20 protein-coding genes are annotated in these 20,979 nt (G+C 53.9%); 17 read left to right on the top strand and 3 right to left on the bottom strand.

All coding sequences use genetic code 11. The annotated features are described in order from the left end of the window. Positions 1-18: 18 nt before the first annotated feature. Positions 19-972 carry an aldo/keto reductase gene (locus MKY96_RS15200; protein ID WP_340941383.1) on the top strand — a complete coding sequence of 318 codons (954 nt, stop codon included), beginning with the start codon at positions 19-21 and terminating at the stop codon, positions 970-972. Positions 973-1,013: 41 nt separating this feature from the next. Here the strand turns inward: MKY96_RS15200 and metG are convergent, their stop codons facing one another. Beyond that, positions 1,014-2,732, bottom strand: coding sequence for a methionine--tRNA ligase (metG, locus tag MKY96_RS15195; RefSeq protein WP_340941382.1), 1,719 nt, complete (start codon positions 2,730-2,732; stop codon positions 1,014-1,016). A 505-nt stretch (positions 2,733-3,237) separates the two neighbouring features. On the opposite strand from metG, the gene MKY96_RS15190 reads away from it, so the two are divergent. The 6 genes from MKY96_RS15190 to MKY96_RS15165 all read left to right on the top strand — a co-directional run bounded on the left by MKY96_RS15190 (position 3,238) and on the right by MKY96_RS15165 (position 6,715). Then, on the top strand, positions 3,238-4,314 hold the full coding sequence (locus tag MKY96_RS15190; protein ID WP_340941381.1) for a site-2 protease family protein: 1,077 nt from the start codon (positions 3,238-3,240) through the stop codon (positions 4,312-4,314). A gap of 70 nt (positions 4,315-4,384) precedes the next feature. Beyond that, the gene (locus MKY96_RS15185; RefSeq protein WP_340941380.1) at positions 4,385-4,600 is read left to right on the top strand and encodes a hypothetical protein; all 216 of its coding nucleotides are present in this window, start codon (positions 4,385-4,387) and stop codon (positions 4,598-4,600) included. A 123-nt stretch (positions 4,601-4,723) separates the two neighbouring features. After that, positions 4,724-5,167, top strand: a complete 444-nt coding sequence (locus MKY96_RS15180; protein ID WP_076074267.1) for a GNAT family N-acetyltransferase — start codon at positions 4,724-4,726, stop codon at positions 5,165-5,167. 91 nt (positions 5,168-5,258) lie between these two features. Further along, positions 5,259-5,495, top strand: a complete 237-nt coding sequence (locus tag MKY96_RS15175) for a DUF3892 domain-containing protein (RefSeq protein ID WP_036695032.1) — start codon at positions 5,259-5,261, stop codon at positions 5,493-5,495. Positions 5,496-5,753: 258 nt separating this feature from the next. Then, entirely contained in the window at positions 5,754-6,308 is a 555-nt protein-coding gene (locus MKY96_RS15170; RefSeq protein WP_340941378.1) for a copper amine oxidase, read from the top strand. Between the two features lie 83 nt (positions 6,309-6,391). Next, positions 6,392-6,715 (top strand): DUF1292 domain-containing protein, encoded by a 324-nt coding sequence (locus MKY96_RS15165; protein WP_019911532.1) that lies wholly within the window; start codon positions 6,392-6,394, stop codon positions 6,713-6,715. A gap of 77 nt (positions 6,716-6,792) precedes the next feature. On the opposite strand, the gene MKY96_RS15160 is transcribed toward MKY96_RS15165, so the two are convergent. Continuing rightward, on the bottom strand, positions 6,793-8,268 hold the full coding sequence (locus MKY96_RS15160) for an aminotransferase class I/II-fold pyridoxal phosphate-dependent enzyme (RefSeq protein ID WP_036729506.1): 1,476 nt from the start codon (positions 8,266-8,268) through the stop codon (positions 6,793-6,795). A gap of 144 nt (positions 8,269-8,412) precedes the next feature. On the opposite strand from MKY96_RS15160, the gene MKY96_RS15155 reads away from it, so the two are divergent. The 4 genes from MKY96_RS15155 to MKY96_RS15140 all read left to right on the top strand — a co-directional run bounded on the left by MKY96_RS15155 (position 8,413) and on the right by MKY96_RS15140 (position 13,004). Further along, the gene (locus MKY96_RS15155; protein ID WP_340941377.1) at positions 8,413-9,702 is read left to right on the top strand and encodes an MFS transporter; all 1,290 of its coding nucleotides are present in this window, start codon (positions 8,413-8,415) and stop codon (positions 9,700-9,702) included. Positions 9,703-10,031: 329 nt separating this feature from the next. Further along, complete coding sequence (locus MKY96_RS15150; RefSeq protein WP_340941376.1) at positions 10,032-10,628, top strand: hypothetical protein; 597 nt, start codon at positions 10,032-10,034, stop codon at positions 10,626-10,628. Positions 10,629-10,892: 264 nt separating this feature from the next. After that, positions 10,893-12,305: an NADP-dependent phosphogluconate dehydrogenase gene (gene gndA, locus MKY96_RS15145; RefSeq protein WP_340941375.1), complete on the top strand. Its 1,413-nt coding sequence runs from the start codon at positions 10,893-10,895 to the stop codon at positions 12,303-12,305. A 192-nt stretch (positions 12,306-12,497) separates the two neighbouring features. Next, positions 12,498-13,004 (top strand): shikimate kinase, encoded by a 507-nt coding sequence (locus MKY96_RS15140; RefSeq protein WP_340941374.1) that lies wholly within the window; start codon positions 12,498-12,500, stop codon positions 13,002-13,004. A gap of 42 nt (positions 13,005-13,046) precedes the next feature. On the opposite strand, the gene MKY96_RS15135 is transcribed toward MKY96_RS15140, so the two are convergent. Beyond that, a complete protein-coding gene (locus tag MKY96_RS15135) occupies positions 13,047-13,352 on the bottom strand; it encodes a rhodanese-like domain-containing protein (protein ID WP_340941373.1) in 306 nt (101 codons plus the stop codon). 126 nt (positions 13,353-13,478) lie between these two features. Here MKY96_RS15135 and aroA point away from each other — a divergent pair, with 126 nt between their 5' ends. The 6 genes from aroA (at position 13,479) to ptsP (ending at position 20,917) form a co-directional block, all read left to right on the top strand. Then, entirely contained in the window at positions 13,479-14,771 is a 1,293-nt protein-coding gene (aroA, locus tag MKY96_RS15130; protein WP_340941372.1) for a 3-phosphoshikimate 1-carboxyvinyltransferase, read from the top strand. Further along, positions 14,759-15,346: a GNAT family N-acetyltransferase gene (locus MKY96_RS15125; protein WP_340941371.1), complete on the top strand. Its 588-nt coding sequence runs from the start codon at positions 14,759-14,761 to the stop codon at positions 15,344-15,346. Before aroA ends, MKY96_RS15125 begins: the two co-directional genes overlap by 13 nt. 149 nt (positions 15,347-15,495) lie before the next feature. After that, a complete protein-coding gene (locus MKY96_RS15120) occupies positions 15,496-15,930 on the top strand; it encodes a CoA-binding protein (protein WP_340941369.1) in 435 nt (144 codons plus the stop codon). Positions 15,931-16,142: 212 nt separating this feature from the next. Continuing rightward, positions 16,143-16,814, top strand: a complete 672-nt coding sequence (locus MKY96_RS15115; RefSeq protein ID WP_340941368.1) for a hypothetical protein — start codon at positions 16,143-16,145, stop codon at positions 16,812-16,814. A 453-nt stretch (positions 16,815-17,267) separates the two neighbouring features. Next, positions 17,268-19,154 (top strand): glucose PTS transporter subunit IIA, encoded by a 1,887-nt coding sequence (locus MKY96_RS15110; protein WP_036729487.1) that lies wholly within the window; start codon positions 17,268-17,270, stop codon positions 19,152-19,154. Then, the gene (ptsP, locus tag MKY96_RS15105; RefSeq protein WP_340941367.1) at positions 19,151-20,917 is read left to right on the top strand and encodes a phosphoenolpyruvate--protein phosphotransferase; all 1,767 of its coding nucleotides are present in this window, start codon (positions 19,151-19,153) and stop codon (positions 20,915-20,917) included. Before MKY96_RS15110 ends, ptsP begins: the two co-directional genes overlap by 4 nt. The last annotated feature ends 62 nt before the right edge of the window (positions 20,918-20,979 follow it).

Below are 20,979 nucleotides of genomic sequence, written 5' to 3'. Positions count from 1 at the left end.
ACAAGAGGAGGCAACCATATGCACTCAAGAACACTTGGGAACGAAGGGCTGATCGTATCGGCTCTGGGACTCGGAACGATGATGATGCCGGATAACGAAGAGTCGGTACGAACCATTCATGGCGCGCTTGATCTGGGCGTAACTCTGCTGGACACAGCGGATATCTATGGAGCCTTCGAGCAGCAGCGCTTCGGCGGCAATGAACGGCTTCTCGGGCGGGCGCTTAAGGGCCGGAGAGATCAGGCTGTGATTGCGACCAAATTCGGCATTACACATACTCAGGGACCCAAGGGAGACCCGGCCTATATCAAAAAATCCGTAGATGCCAGCCTCTATCAACTCGGCACAGATTATATCGATCTGTACTATCAGCACCGTCCGGATCTGAACATCCCTGTTGAGGAAACCGCCGGTACACTGGCTGACCTCGTCAAGGAAGGGAAGATCCGCTATATCGGCTTATCCGAAGCTTCGCCTGATTTGATCCGCCGGGCACATGCGGTGCATCCGTTGACTGCCCTGCAGACCGAGTATTCGCTCTGGAGCCGGGAGGTGGAGGATGAGATTCTGCCGCTGGTCAAGGAGCTGGGCATCGGCTTCGTTCCTTATAGCCCGTTGGGCCGCGGTTTTCTGACTGGACAGATCAAGAGCTTCGAGGATCTGCCGGAGGATGATTACCGCCGCCATTACCCGCGGTTCCAGGGAGAGAACTTCGCCCGGAACCTGGAGGTCGTCTCGCTGATCGGGCAGATGGCAGCCGAGAAGGGCTGCGTCCCGGCACAGCTTGCGCTGGCCTGGCTCCTTGCGCAAGGGGAGCAGATCGTGCCGATTCCCGGCACCAAGCGGCTGGAGCGGGTGCAAGAGAACCTCGGAGCGCTTGAGGTTACACTGACGGCTGCGGATCTCGCCCGGATTGAGCGGATATCCCCGCAAGGTATTGCAGCCGGAGCACGTTACCCCGGCCAGAACTAAGTCATCACACAGAGCGGACAGCCGCTGTGTATTCATCAATATTAAGACCCCGGAGCGTTCTTGCCTTCGCCGCTTGCTTTCGTAAGCGGTATGAGAGGCGGGACGCTTTTGTCTTTCATCCGCTCTATTTCCTCCTCTATGCGCTCTACATCTATCCGCTCAAACAGTAATTCAAGCTCCAATATAGGCTGCTCTGCAAGGACGGATACCGGATGCCATACAGGCTGTTCTATGGACAGGAAGCCCCTGATCTTCTCGCAGGAGAAGGGGAGGAACGGGTTCAGCAGGTTAGACAGATTGGCAATAATCTGAACACAGGTATACAGCGTGTTAGCCCCGGCCGCAGGATCATGCTTGATCTGGAGCCACGGCTGCTGCTCGTCGAAATATTTGTTGGCCTGGCGGATATGCAAGAAGATGAATTCCAGGGCTTCCTTGAAATGTCCGGCTTGGGTCAGCCTGCCTGTCTCATTATACAGCTGCTCCAGACTGCTAACCCATGCTTCGTCCAAGACTCCTTCTGGTACTCTGCCACTCCAGAACTTATTTACGAATACGAGGCTGCGGTTAACGAAATTGCCGAACGCGCCCAGCAGCTCGCTGTTATGGCTGTAGATGAACTCTCTCCAGGAGAAGTCGGCATCCCGCTTCTCGGGACCGTTCGCAGTCAGGAAATAACGGACCGAGTCAGGGTCATACCGGCTGAGAATATCCGGCACCCAGACCGCCCAATTGCGGCTGGTGGAGAATTTCTGCCCTTCCAGGGTCAGATACTCCGAAGAGAAGATCCGGTCCGGCAGATGCAGCTCCTCAGCTCCCAGCAGGATAGCGGGCCAGATCAGGCTGTGAAAAGGAATATTGTCCTTCCCGTGCACATAGTAAGCAGTTATAGGCGGCTGTCCATGGTTATCCTGCCCGGCTGGCACGCACCAGAAGTCCTCCCAGCGGCCCCCCGTCTCCGCCGACCACTGCTTGCTGGCAGACAGATAGCCGCTAACGGCTTCGATCCAGACATAGATTTTTTTGTCTGCGAAGCCGTCAACAGGAACATCCACACCCCAGTCCAGATCCCGTGTTGCCGCGCGGTCCTGCAGGCCTTCCTGCAGATATCTGCGGGTTAGACGGACGGCATTGTCTCTCCAGCCCTGCGCGGAATCAGCATATTCTGTGAGTGCTTGCTGGAAGCTGGACAGCGACAGATAGTAATGCTGAGTAGAGCGCAGCACAGGCGTAGAGCCGCAGAGGGCGCATGTGCGCTCCAGCAGATCCACCGGATCGAGAATCGTTGAACAGTAATCGCACTGGTCTCCCCGGGCCTGCTGCCCGCATACCGGGCAGAGGCCATGGACATAACGGTCCGGCAAGAAGCGCTGGTCCAGCTCACAATAGCACTGGAGACCGGGTTTCTGGTACAGATACCCGTGATCCAGCAGCTTAAGGAACAGTTCCTGCACCGTTTTGGAGTGATGTGCCTGATCGGTCCGGGTATAGAGGTCATAAGTGAAGCCCAAGGCGCGGAAGCAATCGGCGAACTCCTCATGATACCGGCTGGCGAATTCACCCGGGGTTACACCCTCCTGCGCCGCCTGTACAGCAACAGGGGTGCCGTGACAATCACTGCCGGATACATAGAGTACAGCGTCACCTTTGGCACGGTGATAGCGGGCCAGAATATCTCCCGGAAGAATGCTGGCGAGTCTGCCCAGGTGCAGGGAGCCGTTGGCATAAGGCCAAGCCCCTCCAATAAAAATGTTAGTCATCTTGTTATCCTCCTCAAGTATTGTGGAACGCAAAAAAGGCACTCATCCCCCAAAAGGGACGAGAGCCTGTGCTCACGTGTTACCACCCAAATTCATCAATGCCTTACGGCATCCACCTCTTCAGGTACGTCCGCAGATAAAAGCGGGTATACCCTAGCATGGTAACGGATGCGGGTTCCGGCGCAGCCTACGACCCGTTCATGCCGGGGTTCGGTGCACAGCTCTGAGACCATATTCCCGAGGGTTTTCTTTGCTCCTTTTCACCATCCGGAGCTCTCTGTGGAAGAATTGCCAGGGTACTCTTTCTCTTCGTAGCTATTGTGGTTATCCTAATTACTGGATATCATATACGCAGGCCGGGAGATTTGTCAACATCATAAGTCTATTTGCAATCCACTGCACTCCTGTGCGACAGTAGAGAGTAAGAGCTAACGGGAAGCAGAGGAGTGCCTGGTCCGTGGGCTGGAAGACAAGCGACATAGTGATCAAAAGGAGATTGAGACTATTGCAGGAAAACAAACAGGAGAAAAAAAGCTCGGGGGCATGGGGGTGGCTGGGCAGCGGGGCAGTACTGCTACTCCTTAAGGGAAAGGCTATTATCTCTCTGCTTAAGCTGGGGAAAATCGCAGGTCCGCTGATCTCCATGATGGTATCCATCTGGGCTTATGCCCTGATCTCGCCATGGCAATTCGCGGTGGGCTTCGTTGCCTTAATGTTCGTTCATGAGATCGGCCATGTGATCGCTGCCAAGCGGATTGGGCTGCCGGTGAGCGCGCCGCTGTTCATTCCTTTTATGGGCGCCCTGATTACGATGAAGCGGCAGCCGCTGGATGCCAGACAGGAAGCTTATGTAGCTTTTGGCGGCCCTATACTCGGGAGTATTGGTGCGGTTGTAGTATTCGGAGCGGCTTATTATTATCATAGTCCTTTGTTATACTCGCTGGCATACGTCGGGTTCTTGCTTAACTTGATTAACCTGCTGCCGATCCATCCGCTGGATGGGGGGCGAATTGCCACGGCGGTAACACGCTGGTTATGGCTGGTAGGGCTCATTGGCGGCCTGGCTGTAATTATTTATCTGAAATCCATCCTGTTCGGCGTAATCTGGGTAATGTTCGCTTATGATATGTATAAGAAGTACATCAGCCGGCGGACGAAGAATCAGATGCATACTGTGCTCAAAAGCTTCCTGATCCCCATCGGGGATCTGCAGGAGCAAGGATATCTGATCCCCGGCCCCGAGCATAAGCGGGAGCTGCCGTTCACCACCTACAGTGATTTGAACCGCCAGCAGTTTGTCGGCGTACGCTGGGATAACCTGGATTACTATGGAACGACGACCATGCCGGTGCAGTCGCTGATCGGAAAAGTCAAAGTCGTGCAGCTCGATCAGCTGTATGTGGATGCCAGCCTGCAGATGAAGATGACCTGTGAGATCAGCTTCACGGTATATGACAATGATAAGTACTATGAAGTACCGGCTGCTACCCGCTGGAGATATGGGGCCGCGTATTTTGCCCTTGCCGGAGTTCTTGGGGGTATGATGTATCTTGTCCATGTAGTTGGCAATGTAAATCTGTAAAGCTTCGTTTATGAACCTCCCGATTCGTCAAAGCTGTAAAGAGCCGAGAAGGATGAGGAGGTTAACAACAATGCGGTTGGCAAGAGGATGTCTCTTATGGATTGGAGCATGTCTCCTTCTGGGAATCGCCGGATGTACGGCAGGCAAGGAAATTCCTGAATATACGGATGTTCACAACATGACCGGATTGGACGGAAGTCTGAATTCACGGGATAGCCTGACCTCGCCGGTTCTGCGGGATGTGTATGACCGCTCGATTCCCGAGGAGGTCTATGAGTCTCCGTAAGTAAGGTGGTCGGAGGTTCCCTGTCCACGGGCCTTGCCCTGAAGCTCTCAGGCTCTATACAGGATATTAATAATTCTGTATAATGCTCCATATTGATTGGAGCTATAGAGAGGAGCCAGGGAGATGGCAGTGGAAATCGTACATGTTACTACAGAGGAGCAGCTTCAAATGGCGCTGGAGATCCGCAAGAAGGTGTTTGTGGAAGAACAGAAGGTGCCGGTAGAAGAGGAGATCGATGAATATGATGCCATCAGTGAGCATGTGCATCATTTCCTGCTCATGGAGGGCGGGCAGCCGGCTGCAACCGGCCGGCTGATCTATTATAAAGCGGACACTGCCAAGATGCAGCGGATTGCCGTTCAGGAGGCCTTCCGCGCTAAGGGATGCGGACGTATCCTGCTGCTGGCTATGGAAGAGCGGGCACGTGAGCTGGGTCTGCAGGCTTCCATTCTGGATGCCCAGTGTCAAGCAGAACCCTTTTACAGCAAGCTCGGCTATGAAGTAATCTCCAAGGAGCCCTTCTATGATGCAGGGATTCTGCATGTAAGAATGAGTAAAGCCCTGTAATCTGCCGGGTACATACTCTTCCGCTGCGATGGACAAGCTAGAATCGGGCCAGGATAGCTGGCTAACTCTAGTGCGAAGGAGACGATCCTAAGTGATGAATCAAGAACGGGAACGCTTTATTGCCGCCAAACGTAACGGTGACGGGGACCTGACCGGGTTCCAGACCTCCTCCGGACGCGTGCTGGATTATCAGCAGGCACTTCAGGAGGTTCAGTCCGGCAGCATCGCAGGGGTCAATGTATTTAAGGGCAAAGACGGCGAAATGTATATCCGCGGCGATGCAGATGGAGATCCTACGAACAATCTGGATCAGCTTCCGCAATTTTAGCCGGGCATAGATAACAGGGGGAACGGCCGGACAGGCGTCTTACAGGCGCTGAAGTCCGGCCGTTTCTATGTGTTAAGGGGGACTCCGGCTTCTCTGAAAATACTTCGTTTAGGGTCTGCTGTACATGCCGAAACCGGTTGCTGAAGGGCTTGTTTTTCTTTTCTTCTGCAAAAAGAAATAAATCCCTGAATTCTGCGCAACTTGTCGAAGTCTTAGCAGTATACATTAACAGCATGAATTATTTGGAGGGGCTTTACAATGAGATGGAGAAAAATTGCTCTGTGCACGGTTGTGTTTTTCATGATGGGAAGCTCCTATTTGTTCGCGGACGCTGTGAACCAGAAGATCAAAGTATGGAGCAATGGAAAGGAAATAGCCGATGGCGGCTATTTGATTGACGGCAAGACCTATATTCCCGCCAGGGAGGCCGGGGGTGTCGTCAACTGGGACGGCTCGGGCAGAGTGACGATCCTCAAGCCGAATGTTCATATCGTCCTGTTTAAAGGCGACACGGTATTCGGCAATGTCAACACAGGCAAGCTGAAGATGAAGATTCTGACGCAGGTGGACAGCCTGAAGGACAGCATCGCTGCCGTGAAGGTGGCAATCACCGATCCTGCCGGGAATGTGAAGGATATTCTCGAGGATGCCGTCGGCTCCAAGAATGAGGATTTCTGGTTCTCCACACCGGAGTTCACCTATGATTTCAAGGAACCGGGCAAATATAGCGTAGGCTTCTTCATGAAGGCGTCGAAGAACGGAGATTACGTTCTTGTGTCCGAGAAGGTAGTTACGGCTTCATCCAAAAATTAAGTCCCTCCTGCAAATTGACCTGTCCTTATCTTACGTGTTACGATACCAAATGTAGGATAATTCAATTAAAGTGAGGTATTACAATGAGCGATCACAAACATGAGCATGGCCATGAACATGGTGAAGCATGCGGTTGCGGACATGATCACGACCATGAGCACGAGGAGTTTGTGCTGACCTTGACGAACGAGCAGGGCGAAGATGTAGAAATGGTACTGGTGGAAACGTTCGACGTAGGCGAGAAGTTGTACGCCCTGCTGCTTGAGCGCGAGAATCCGGAAGCAGACGGAATCATCCTTCGTATGGAAGAAGAAGACGAGGAAATGGTTCTGTACAACATTGAAGATGAAGCTGAATGGAAAGCTGTTGAAGAAGCTTATAACGAGCTGCTTGCCCAGCAAGAATAGATTTCAGGCATTCATGCAAAACCCCGATACTCTATACGTATCGGGGTTTTGTATGTCGCACTGCTATAGGACAAGCCTTAGGAGATCGGCTCCGCTTCGACAATGACTTTTATATTGGTAATGCTGCGGTCCTCGGGTCCTTTGACAGGCAATCCGATTTCTACATGGTCAATGATATAGTCGATATTATCCTGGGTAATAACTTCTCCAGGGAGAAGAATAGGAATTCCCGGCGGATAGACGTAGATGAATTCTGCAATAATGTAGCCGGCAGACTCCCGGAAGGGAATCAGCTGCGTATCCGCATAGAAGGCATCTCTCGGGATTAGGGCCAGCTGCGGAATATTCGGCACCTGTACCTTAAGCTCATAGATCTCACCCTTGCTGTAATGGATCGCTGAGAGCACCTGCAGCGCCGCAAGCAGCTTATCTACAGATTCCTTAGTATCTCCAGGGGTAATCAGGCAAAGAATATTATACATGTCGCTGAGTTCAACTTCGATGTTGTACTTCTGCCGGAGCCAGTTCTCGGTCTCGTAACCGGTAATACCCAGGTGCCTTACATGAATGTTCAGCTTCGTCGGATCATGATTGAAGGTGGCTTCTGTTCCGAGAATTTCTTTGCCGAAGCTGTACAGCCCCTCGATCTCGTTGATCGAATTGCGGGCATAATTGGACAAGGCGATGGTTCTCGCCGCCATCTCATGGCCGTTCAGGGCAAGGTTGCGTCTGGAGGTATCCAGAGAGGCAAGCAGAATATATGAGGTTGAAGTGGTGGTCAGCATGCTGAGAATGGTCTGTACCCGCTGTGGGTTGACAAGACCCGTCTTGGCATTGAGGTTCAGTACCGAGCTCTGCGTCATGGAGCCGCCCAGCTTATGCACACTGGTTGCTGCCATATCTGCACCGGCCTGCATGGCCGATACCGGTAAGTCCTCATGAAAATGAATCAGTACTCCATGTGCCTCGTCCACAAGTACGGGAACCCCGTAACTGTGGGCCAGGTCGACAATCGAACGGAGGTCAGCGCATACGCCGAAATACGTCGGATTGATAACGAGGACACCCTTGGCATCCGGATGGCGCCTTAAAGCCCGTTCCAGCGAGCTGGTGGTTATGCCGTGGTCTATCCCAAGATTCTCATCCTGTACAGGAGAGACGAAAATAGGCTTGGCTCCGGAGAAAATAATGGCCGACATTACCGATTTGTGAATATTGCGCGGCACAATAATTTTGTCTCCTTCTGAGCAGACAGAGAGGATCATAGTCATGATGGCATTGCTCGTGCCTTGTACACTGAAATACGTGTAATCGGCGCCGAAAGCCTCAGCAGCCAGCTTCTGAGCTTCAAGAATAACCCCGGTGGGCTGATGAAGATCATCAAGCGGTGCAATATTGATCAAATCTATGGATAGAGCGTTATCGCCGATAAACTCACGGAATTCGGCATCGGTCCCTAGCCCCTTCTTATGTCCCGGAATATGGAATTGAACTGGATTTCCGGCGGCATGCTTTTTGAGAGCAGTGAAGAGGGGAGTAGCTTGTTGATTCATTTAATGCTGTCACAACCTTTCGCGAAGAGTGGTTTTTTGATTTCGCTGAAGCAAAAGGCGTCCCCGGAGGGACAGAATACCTATTTCTACTTGAGCAAGCATCAGTATAACAAATCAATCAACATAATACTAGGATGTGATGAAATGTCTGGCAAAGCAGCGGAACGTATGCATATCAGTTTAGCCTCACCGTTCATATTAAAAATGTGGATCATTATTTTCCTGGTCGAATTCGTCAAAGGATCGCTGCTGGTAGCTCTGCTGCCGGTCTATATGGAGAATATTCTGGGCCTCTCCGTAACGGTGGTCGGGTTCGCCTTCGCGCTGCAGTATCTCGGGGATAACCTGTTCCGCAGCCCGTTCGGCTGGGTCATGGAGCGGATCGGCTACCGCTGGACGATGACAGGAGCGCTGCTGCTGCTCTTGGTGGCAGTCGGGCTGATTATCTATGCCAAAGATGCCGTAAGCTTGTCCCTCGCCTGTCTGATTCTGGGGATCGGCACCTCGCCGCTGTGGCCTTGTACGATGACAGGCATCACCGAGCTGGCAGGCTCTACCCGGAGCGGCAGCAGCGGCGCAGCCATGGGGGCAGTGGAGATGGCCTCACTGGCCGGAACCGGCGTCGGTCCGATTATCGTCAACTTCATGATGGATCATGGCGGACAGGGCTACCGGACGGTCTTCCTGGTGCTGATGGGCTTCGCTGCTGCTGTAGTAGCCGTGGCGTTGTTCCTGCCCTCGAAGATCGGCGGTCATGCGCCGCGCGTTGTCCGAGAGATATCGGCGGAGGGGCCACCGGTGACGCGTAAGCCGGTAAGGCCCCTGGAGAGTCTGAAGCGGACCTGGCAGCAGGTCACCTCCTCCCTGAAGGTAAGCCGCCTGCTGTTCCCGGCATTGTTCCTGCAGGCTTTTGCGATCGGGCTTATGACCCCGGTGGTCACCTTGTTCGCACGTTCGGAGCTGCATGTCACCCCCAACCAGTTCAGCCTGCTGCTGATTGCCGGGGGTGGGATTACCGTGCTAACCCTTATACCCGCCGGAAAGCTGGTCGATAAGGTCGGCACCTCCATCTTCCTCAATATCGGCTTCCTGCTGGCAGCCTGCTCCATGGCCTTCTTCTCACAGGTCCGCTGGCTGCCGCTGGCCTTCGTGGCGGTAGCTCTGGTCGGGATCAGCTATGCGCTGATTCTCCCGGCGTGGAACGCCTTCCTGGCCAAGCAGGTGCCGGAGGGCGAGCGCGGGACCGTCTGGGGACTCTTCCTGACGCTGCAGGGCTCAGGGATGGTTGCCGGTCCGGTGGTATCAGGCAAGCTGTGGGATACGGTCAGCCACGGTGCTCCTTTTCTGGCCAGCGCGGGAGTAATGGTTGTGTTATTCGGGCTGCATCTGCTGATCGTCCACCGGACGAAGCTGAAGCACGGCACGGCGCACTGAGTAGAGCGGGCACAGGGGGAGTAAGCCGGTGTGGAAATGCAATAAGCCGTAGACTGCCTGAAAAGGAGGCGGAATGCGGCTTTATTGCTGTTTTTGCGTATAAAAGGGCTGGTCCAACTCTCCTAAAACGGGTTCCAGCGTTTGGAAAAGGCCAAAAACGGGTAAAAATAGTCAATAAACCAAGTTACCGCTACATAATATGAAGTATAAAATAAGTGTAAGCCACACAAAGAATCAAGGTGCAAGCGGAGGTCCGGCAGTCTGTTCTACTCTTAGGTTAGGCCATGAAGCTGACTATTGCTTAAATCAAGCCGTTAGGGGGGAGTGCCGTGAACAAAAACGATGAAGTGGAGTACTGCAATCTGGAGCTGCGGTTCGACAGAGAGCATATCCAGGATCTAATCAAGGACCTGATCAAGGAAGGTTATTCCCTGTACTGGAGTGAGAACGAGAGTGTTTTTCTTATTTCGGTGCGCACCGGCCGCAAGCTTGTGAAGCTGCGCTTCCAGCGGATTAAGGACGGCTTCAAGCTGGTGGGAGACTACATGATCCGTGATGCGCGCCTGTCAGAATGGATGGAGAAGCTGATTGGGGATATGAGAGGTCATGCCGTTGTCAAGCGCTTCCGCGACCGTCAGATCATTATAGAGAATATTTTATTCGGTGAAGTCATCCGCCTGGTGGAGATTTCCGGTTATCAGCAGCGTGTGCTGTACCAGAAGGGGCCGCTGCTGTCGGATCAGGAGCTGACGAAGCTGTTCTACTCCATAGAGGGCGAAGAGCGGATCCGTGACCGCAGGCTTGCCGTGGATGAACAGCTCGACTTGCTGAATGAAGCTATGCGTGAGCGCGATACCGAAGCGGTGGCGGCCAGCACAGCGAGACTTGAGCAATTGACCAGGGAGCTGGCAGCGCTGGAGTGGTAGTACGCAGAGTGAATAATTGCGATTAAGGGCATCCCATAGCGGGGTGTCCTTTTATTGTGCCTTTCTGGAGGAGGGGGTTCACTTCTGCGGACAAAACCGTTAAAATAGTCATTGTGAGCAATTTCCCTGATGGATCGAAGTTTGTCAATGAAATTGATCTCTCTTTCGCAGGCAGAACTTTGCTGTCTCTGACAAAGGGTGGTATTCTTATACTGCGAGAAATGGATTTCACAAAAATACAGGGTGCAAAGGGTGGAGAACCAGATGTCAAAACAACAAATCGGCGTTATTGGCTTGGCGGTAATGGGCAAAAATTTGGCTCTTAACATCGAGAGCAAAGGCTTCAGCGTATCCGTGTTTAACCGTTCCCCGGAGAAGACACAGGATCTGGTCGCAGAAGCAGCAGGCAAGAACCTGGTGGGCACGTTCTCCGTTGAAGAGTTCGTACAATCACTGGAAGTACCGCGCAAGATTCTGATCATGGTTCAGGCTGGCAAGGCAACCGATGCTACCATTGAGCAGCTTCTGCCGTACTTGGATCAAGGCGATATCATCATCGATGGCGGTAACGCTTATTTCCCTGACACGGTACGCCGCAGCAAATATCTTGAAGACAAAGGCTTCCGCTTCGTCGGCACCGGCGTGTCCGGCGGTGAAGAAGGCGCACTCAAGGGCCCTTCCATTATGCCAGGCGGTCAAGAAAGCGCGTATAAGCTGGTTGAACCTATCCTTACGGCGATTTCAGCCCACGTGGGCGGAGAGCCTTGCTGTACATATATCGGGCCGGACGGTGCAGGACACTATGTCAAAATGGTGCATAACGGCATCGAGTACGGTGACATGCAGCTGATTGGCGAAGCCTACCACCTGCTCAAGGACGTCCTGGGTCTGGATGCCAAGGAGCTGCACAGCACCTTCGCAGAGTGGAATAACGGCGAGCTGGACAGCTATCTGATCGAGATTACGAAGGATATCTTCGCCCAGTATGACGAAGAGACCGGCAAGCCGATGGTGGACGTCATCCTTGATGCTGCCGGACAAAAGGGTACCGGCAAGTGGACAAGCCAAAGCTCGCTGGATCTCGGCGTGCCGCTGTCCATGATTACCGAATCCGTCTTCTCCCGCTTCCTGTCTGCTATGAAGGAAGAACGCGTTGAAGCCAGCAAGGTGCTGAGCGGCCCTGCTACGGCTCCATTCGACGGTGACAAGGCTGAATTCATCGAGAACGTGCGTAAAGCGTTGTTCGCCAGCAAGATCGTATCGTACGCCCAGGGCTTCGCCCAGCTGCGTGTGGCTTCTGACGAATACGGCTGGAATCTGAAATACGGCGAGCTGGCCAAGATCTGGCGCGGCGGCTGCATCATCCGTTCCCGGTTCCTGCAGAACATTACGGATGCATATGAGAACAATGCAGAGCTGAAGAACCTCCTGCTTGATCCGTTCTTTAAGGATGTTATGGACAACTACCAGTCGGCATGGCGCAAGGTTATCGCGTCGGCTGTAACTCTGGGTATTCCGGTTCCGGGATTCTCAAGCGCCCTTGCATACTACGACAGCTACCGTACAGAACGTCTTCCGGCGAACCTGCTGCAAGCCCAGCGCGATTACTTCGGCGCTCACACCTTCAAACGTGTGGACAAAGAAGGCGTGTTCCACCACAACTGGCTGGCAGAGTAACAGGCAGCGTTCAGCTTATTGCTTAGGAACCCGAGATGCTCTCCGCTTCATGCGGAGGGATTTCGGGTTTTTTGCATCCATGAGGCATAGCCATGGCAGGCACAGCCCGCCTGAAAATGAAGGCTGCCGGGCATTGTGCAAACTTTTCACCCTGTGTTATGATATGACAAATGTCGCGGCTTGGAGGTTGTTATGGACGATCGAAATATCATTCTCGTCGGGATGATGGCTACGGGGAAATCCACAGTAGGCGCCATTCTGGCCGAGGAGCTTGACTATGAACTGGTTGATCTGGATGCAGTGATTACCGGGAGAGAAGGCCGCAGTATTGCGGATATCTTCGCAGAAGGCGGAGAGCAGGCATTCCGGAGCATTGAATCAGCGGTACTTCAGGAAATGCTGCAGGGAGAGCGCAGAGTAATCTCTACAGGCGGAGGGGCGGTGCTTGCACCGGGGAATGCCGAAGCCATGCTGGAGCATGGATTCGTAGTGGCCCTTACAGCCTCGGAGGATACCATTATTGAACGGGTCAGCGGGGATGAGAACCGGCCGCTGCTCGCCGGCAATGCGGCAAACCGGGTCCGTTCCATTATGGAACAGCGCAGGGAAGCTTACCGTTTCGCGCATTGCACGGTCGATACAACGGAGCTGAATGTGGCTGAGGTCTCGCAATACATTTTACTGCGTCACCGCGCTTGAGCTTTTATGTGTGTTGGCGCTTAGCATCAGGATGATGTTCAATTACGCTTCGGTATCATCCCATTCGATCATGCCGCCGCTAAGATTAGAGCCCTGAATGCCGAATTGCTGCAGATATTCACAGACCCGCTGGCTGCGGTTGCCGGAACGGCAAATGAAGATGATCTCCGTATCTGACGGAAGCTTGTCCGTCTGCTGCGGGATCTGGCCCATCGGGATATGCTGCGCACCGGGAATCATGCCGAAGGCAACCTCATCCTCTTCACGGACGTCGATCAGTACAAGCTCTTCGCCGGCAGCGAGCCGTTTACGCAGCTCCTGCGGTGTAATTTGCGGAATTTCATTCATGATAGTACCCTCTTTTCTGCCTGAATGGGAATGGACTTTCTTCACGCAATGATAACACAACTGCGGATTACCCTGTCAAACAGGACCGTACATACAGACTATATATGATGAAGGAGCGCTTATACTATGGACGTTATTGTTAGGCCTACGCCGACGCTGCAAGGAGAATTCGGAGCCCTGTCCTCCAAAAACTACACCACGCGCTACCTGCTGGTAGCCGCTCTCTCTGAAGGAGTCAGCACGATCTTCCATCCTGCCCACAGCGAGGACAGCGACGCGATCCGCAGATGTATCGCCGATCTAGGCGCAGTCCTGACCGAAGATGATGAGAAAATCGTAGTGCAGGGGTTCGGCCGCCATCCCCGTGACGTCAAGGAGCTGAATGTCGGGAATGCCGGCGCAGTCCTCCGGTTCCTGATGGCGGTGGCCGCGCTTAGCCCGGAGGTTACCTTCGTGAATACGTATCCTGATTCTCTGGGCAAGCGGCCGCATGACGACCTGATTCTGGCACTTGGCCAGCTCGGCGTGGAAGTAGAGCATAATAACGGAAGACTGCCGATTACGATCCGCGGCGGCAAGCCGCAGGGCGGACGGATTACCGTCTCCGGCGCCGTCAGCTCGCAGTATCTCAGCGCACTTTTATTCCTGACCCCGCTGCTTGAAGAAGACAGTGAGATCATCGTGCTGGATGATCTGAAATCCAAGGTGGTCATCGGGCAGACGCTGGAGGTGCTGGAGCAGGCAGAGATTATCGTACATGCGGCGGACGATTATATGTCCTTCAAGGTGCCAGGACGCCAGAGCTATGCTGCCAAGACCTATACGGTGCAAGGCGATTATCCGGGATCAGCCGCAGTGCTTGCGGCCGCAGCGGTGACGAAGTCGGATGTGACCATTCACCGGCTGGCTGAGAGAAGCAAGCAGGGGGAGCGGGCCATTGTTGATGTGCTGCGGATGATGGAGGTGCCGCTCACCCATGAGAACGGAACAGTGCATGTGCAGGGGAACGGTATCCTGAAGGCGGTGGAGTTCGACGGCGATGCGGCAACTGATGCGGTCCTGGCTATGGTGGCCGCGGCGGTTTTTGCCGAAGGGACCTCACGCTTCTATAATGTGGAGAATCTGCGCTACAAGGAATGCGACCGCATCACGGACTATCTGGCAGAGCTGACCCGGGCCGGTGCGAAGGTCGAGGAACGCCGGGACGAGATCATTGTGCATGGCACACCGGAAGGCGTGGAAGGCGGCGTAACGATTAATGCCCACTATGACCACCGTGTTATTATGGCGCTTACTGTAGTTGGTCTGCGGGCCCGCCAGCCACTGCTCATCAAGGATGCCCATCATGTGGCGAAGTCCTATCCGCAGTATTTCGATCATCTGCGCTTGCTGGGTGCGGATGTGGAATGGGTGAAGTGACGAGGACAGGCCACTTAAGCATAGCTCCGCTTACCCGGGACGATGTTATCTCCGTAACGAATCTTTACAGGCTTTCGATTACGGCTGCTTTTGAAGGTGAGGGACTGGGTCACTTGGACAGTGACATTCAGCAGGAGATCGAGTCCAAGATACGGATGGTTAACGCTTCCCTGAGTCCGCAGAATGCAGATACCTATTTCTGGGTGGCCAAAATGGACGGGAAGGTCGCCGGCACCATCTCTTATGCACCTTGCGGGCCGGATATCCGGGTCTGTACAGGAAACAAGCTTGATGCTGTAGGTGAGCTGGGCAGTCTATATGTTCTGCCGGATTATCAGGGGCAAGGGATTGCTTCGGCCCTGATTGCGGAACTGATGATATTTCTCAGACAACAGGGGATTACCGAGTTCTGCCTGGATAGCGGCTATAGACGGGCGCAAACCAAGTGGCTGCAGAAGTTCGGAACGCCCTATGCAGCAGTGCAGGATTACTGGGGACCGGATTCCGTTCATATGGTATGGCTATGCAGCGTGAGGGACCCAGAGGACCCAGAGGACTCATTGAGCCAGAGATGAATTAACTGGGGACGCAAGCTGATGAGAATTTGGAACTTCTGGCGCAGCGCTGTATGATGTAGTTGTTGCTGAAAATGATAAAACTGTGACTTAAGCGGCAGTAATGCAGCGGAGGGCATGGACGAAATCAGACGGAAGGGGAAAAAGACATGAGCTTTGAGAACCCGAGCAGGGAAGAGATCGGCGAGATTCTGGCTGCGGCAGGCAATATTGCCGTAGTTGGCCTATCCGACAAAACAGACCGCACCTCTTATATGGTAGCCGGTGCTATGCAGAGTCGGGGCTACCGGATTATTCCGGTGAATCCGTCGGTAGATGGTGAGATCCTGGGCGAGAAATGCTACCATACGCTGGCGGAGATTCCTGAGCCGGTGGATATTGTGAATGTGTTCCGCCGCAGTGAATACTGCGCGGCTGTGGCGCAGGAGGCTGCTGATATCGGCGCACGCGTGCTCTGGCTGCAGCAGGGTATCATTAGTCAGGAGGCGGCGGACATCGCCGCTGCCCATGACATGATCGCGATCATGGACCGCTGCATCAAGGTGGAGGAAGCGATCACGATGAAGGGCCGGAGCCGGGGCTAAGACGGGACTAAGATGGGACTAAGATGGGACGGCTGCATCGGGAGCATATTCCCGGTGGACTGAAAGGTCTCGGGCGGAAGCAGAAGTGTTTTTGCCACACTGGATTTCAACCAATATCATGGGTATAATTTGAGCAAGACGAAGAACGTCCTTTACTCCATTTTAAATGGGGAAAGGGCGTTTTTTGTATTTTCAGGGAGGGGGAAGGAGATATGGAATTTGAGGTGGCGCACAGCAGCTTTATAGAGGCACATACGAATGGAAGAACGGGGGAACGCCGGGGGAGGCTGCTGCGCGGACATAACTATGCGGAGAAGCTGTTTCTGTTGAATGTATGGTGGCCGTTATTTGAGTCACTGGAGCAGCTGCACCCGGAATATGAGGTGTATGACTGGAACCGGAAGTCGCAGTTTCTGGATTTTGCCTTTCTGCCGCAGAATGGAACACGCTTCGGAATCGAATGTGACGGTTATCAGAGCCATATTAAGGATATGGACCGGGAGAAGTTCAACTATGCGCTGAACCGGGATACCTTCCTGACCGGTATGGGCTGGAAAATGCTCCACTTCTCGTTCGACGACATCCAGCAGCGTCCCGAAGTGTGCCGGATGCTGCTGCAGCTGGCGCTGGCGCCGTATTTGGCGCGGAGCAGGAGTGGTGGGGAGCTACTGTGGTCTGGAGAAAAAGACGTGTTACGTTTAGCTTGGCAGATTGGCAGACCACTTAGGCCGAAGGATGTTACAGACTATTTTCAGATCAACTATAGAACGGCGCGCAAGCTGTTGAGCGTTCTGAGCGAGAAAGGACTGCTCCAGCCTGTGGCTGGCGGAAGAGGGATAAGATCCTATGTACTTAGACCCATGCATCAGGATCAGAGTTGGTGAGAAAACGGGACATCATTGTTTAAAAGGATTTGAATAGTCGCAGCCGCACCAGTGTGAATGTATTTTGTACATTAGAATTTAGTCTAAACCCGCGATTTCGAGCTTCTGTTGCATTTTATACAGTAGAATTTTGATTTATGGTTGGTTATGATGTAATTCTGAGAATTCTAATGTACGAAATACAATAGATCGTGGATATGAGCGGAATTTCGGTCAATCTGTTGTACAAAATACAATCACCGCTCTATTGGTAGGCTGTCTATGCTCATGCTACACTTTAGCGGGTGCGAAGGGTGCGAAGGGTGCGAAGGGTGCGAAGGGTGCGAAGGGTGCGAAGGGTGCTGACGGTGCCGTCTTCGTAGCGCGCTTCACCTCCGGTTCATCGTCAGATTCTTTTGACAAAAACTGCTGTAACGCTTACCATTCAATATAGAAAGAAAGGAGAGGGTCGCCTTGAATTGGCTCGGATCTTTGCAGCAGTTGGGCAGAGCCATTATGCTTCCTACCATGGTGCTTCCGGCGGCAGCGATTCTGCTGAGTCTGGGCAGCTTACCGTGGTCTGCATGGGGACTTTCTTCGGTATCCGAAGTGACGACGTACGCGGGGCAAGGAATATTCTATTTCATGCCTTATTTGTTTGCTGTCGGTGTGGCGTGGGGGTTGTCCAATCAGGCCGGACCGGCCGGACTGGCCGCACTCGCAGGGATGTTCACTTATGACCGGATTGTGTCCAACATGGGAGACGGGGCTGTACAGCCTGCAACATTAATTGGGATTATCCTGGGGATTGTAGCCGGTGTAGCACATAACCGGTTTAAGAATATCAAGCTGCCGGAGGCGATCCAGTTTTTTGGCGGGTCGCGTTTTGTTTTGCTGTTCATGGGCTTATTCTCGGCGCTGTTCGCCTGGGTCATGCTCGGAGTGTCCCCGCTCCTGCAGGAGCTGCTTAATGAGCTGTTCAGGGTAGTGCAGGTGACCGGTGGCTATGGAGTGTTTGTTTACGGGGTGCTGTATAGGGTACTCACGGCCTTTGGCCTGCACCATATTCTTAATAATGTGTTCTGGTTCCAATTGGGCTCCTTTACGACGCCTGACGGCAGTGCAGTCGTACAGGGGGATTTGCCGCGCTTTTTTGCCGGTGATCCTACAGCGGGTGTGTTCATGGCCGGACTGTTCCCGATTATGATGTTCGCCCTGCCCGCAATTGCCTTTGCAATCATTCAGGAAGCGCGCGAGGACCTCAAGCCCAAGATCAAGAAGACTTTTTTGCGTGCAGCTTTAGTGTGCTTTTTGACCGGTGTGTCGGAGCAGATCGAATTCGCCTTCCTGTTCGCGTCGCCGTATTTGTTTGCGCTGCATGTGGTCATGTCCGGGCTTGCGATGGTGCTGACCTACTCGCTCGGAATTCATCACGGCTTCTCCTATTCGGCGGGGACCATCGACTTCTTCCTCAACATGCATCTGTCCCAGCGGGCCTGGCTGCTGATTCCAATCGGGATCGGCTATGGCATTGTCTATTATAACGTGTTCCGCTGGGCGATCCGCCGGTTCCAGATTCCTACGCCGGGCCGTGAGGAAGGCTCGGAGCTGGGCGACTGGGCGGGCAATATCCCGTATCAGGCTCCGCTGATTCTGGAGGCGCTGGGCGGTAAGGAGAACATTGTGCAGGTGCAGGCCTGTATCACCCGGCTGAGATTAACGGTGCATAACGACCGCTTCATAGATACAGGGGCGCTTAAGGGGCTGGGCTCCGCAGGCATTATCAAGCTGGGCGGCGGCAACGTGCAGGTCGTCTTCGGGACCTATTCGGAGCTGATCCGCGAGGAGATTGACAAGCTGATGCTGCGCGATCTGCCGCAGGTGCTGTTCAGTGCGCCGATCCAGGGGCGGATGATGCCGATTGAAGAGGTGCCGGATCATATTTTTGCCGCGAAGCTGGTGGGGGATGGAGTGGCCTTTGTCCCGGAAAAGGGAGAGCTGGTCTCGCCCGTATTCGGCAAGGTGATGCACGTATACCCTACGATGCACGCAGTGGGTATTGCTACGCCTGAAGGGCTTGAGGTGCTCATGCATATCGGGATCGACACTTCGCAGCTTAAAGGGCCGTTTGAGGCGCTTGTACAGGAAGGGGACAGCGTGGAGCCGGGGCAGCTGCTGGTCAAGTTTGATCTGGCCTTCTTGAAGGAGCATGCCGCTTCGCTGGCGACACCGATGGTGATTACCAACCCGGACCGGGTCAAATCCTGGAGCTACGCGCCATTCAAAAACGTGAAAAAGGGGCAGTCTTCCGTCATGTCCGTGGTACTACATGAAAGCAATGTTGGAGGGATCGAAGCATGATACAAGGCGTAGGCGCCGCAGCAGGTGTTGCCATTGGGAAGGCCTTTGTCTTGCCGAACTGGGAATGGAGTCTGCCGGACACTCAGGTGAATCCGGTGGATCTGGCTAAGGAGTTCGAACGGTTGTACGAAGGCATTCGGACCTCCAAGGACGAAATCGAGTTTATCAAAAAAGAATTCCGCGAGGTCGTCGGACCGGAGGAATCGAGCATTTTCGATGCTCATCTGGCGATCCTGGATGATCCGGTGTTCATGAGCGAAATCCGCGGCATTATCGAACGCCAATACAAGGCAGCCGAGGTGGCGGTCAAGGAAGCGATCGACCACTTCGTGGCGATGTTCGATTTGCTCGACGATGAATATATGAAAGAACGTGCGGTGGATATCAAGGATGTCGGCAACCGCCTGCTGAAGCATCTCCTGGGTGCGCCGGAGGTTACTCTGCCGTCGGATACCCAGCCGTACATTCTGGTGGCGAAGGAGCTGTCCCCCTCACAGCTGGCGCATTTGAATCCGGCCTATGTGCTGGGCATCGTGACGATGATGGGCGGCAAAACCTCGCATTCCTCCATCATGGCCCGTGCGCTCGGCATTCCGCTGGTGGCAGGCCTGGAGAACAAGATCCTGACTCCTATCCAGACAGGGGACATGCTGGTGCTCGATGGGGAGACCGGGGCGGTCATGATTCATCCAGATGAATCCACACTGCTGGACTTCAACACCAGACGTGCGAAGCAGCAGCGGAAGCGGGAGCAATTGGAGCTGCTAGCAACCGTCGAAGCGGTGACGAAGGACGGTGTGTCTCTGCGGCTGGCCGGCAATATCAGTTCCGTGAAGGAGCTCAACATGGCACTGAAATACGGGGCCGAGGGAGTGGGACTGTTCCGTACAGAGTTTCTGTACATGGACCGTAGTACATTTCCGACAGAGGATGAACAGTTCGAAGTCTATAAGCTGGTTGCGGAAAAAGTCGGCAAGGAGACCGTAGTCATCCGTACGCTTGATATCGGGGGAGACAAGCATCTGGATTACTTCCAGCTGCCGGAGGAGCAGAACCCGTTCCTCGGCTACCGCGCCATCCGAATCAGCCTGGACCGCAAGGACATGTTCAAAACCCAGATTACAGCCATTCTGCGGGCCAGTCATTACGGCAATGTCCGGATGATGTTCCCGATGATCTCTTCTGTCGAAGAGGTGCAGGCGGCCAAAGCGGTGCTGAACGAGGTGAAGAGCGAGCTCGACAGCCGGGGGGTACCGTATAACCGCCACATGAAGGTAGGTATAATGATCGAGGTTCCGGCCGCAGTGATGATTGCCGACCTGCTGGCGGAGGAAGTGGACTTCTTCAGTATCGGCACGAATGATCTGGTGCAGTATGTACTGGCTGTGGACCGGATGAACGAGCAGATTGCCCATATGTATCATCCGTACCATCCGGGAGTGCTGCGTATGATCCGCATGACGGTGGATGCGGCACGCAGCGTAGGTATCGATGTCAGTGTATGCGGCGAGATGGCCGCAGACGAGCGCTCACTGCCGCTCTGGCTGGAGCTGGGGATCAATGTGCTGAGCATGTCACCGCAAGCCTTGCTGAAGGTGAAGCACCGCACACTGAACACACTGGCTTCTGAAGCCAGGGAGATTGCGAAGGTCTGCTTCCGCAACCGCACCAGCTCCGAGACAGAGGAGCAGCTTACTGCTTTTATCGGACGGAGCGGATTCCCGCTGGGCGCCGGCGGTGATTCCAAAGAGAAGACATCATAGCCGGGTAACGGCTGAACGTTATCGGGTTTTCAAGGACAAGCAGTAAGAATATCTAAATTAAG

The sequence above is a fragment of the Paenibacillus sp. FSL R7-0302 genome, assembly GCF_038006885.1.
Classification (GTDB): domain Bacteria; phylum Bacillota; class Bacilli; order Paenibacillales; family Paenibacillaceae; genus Paenibacillus_AQ.
Note: the sequence above shows the minus strand (reverse complement) of the source record. Positions and strands in the feature narration are given on the sequence as shown.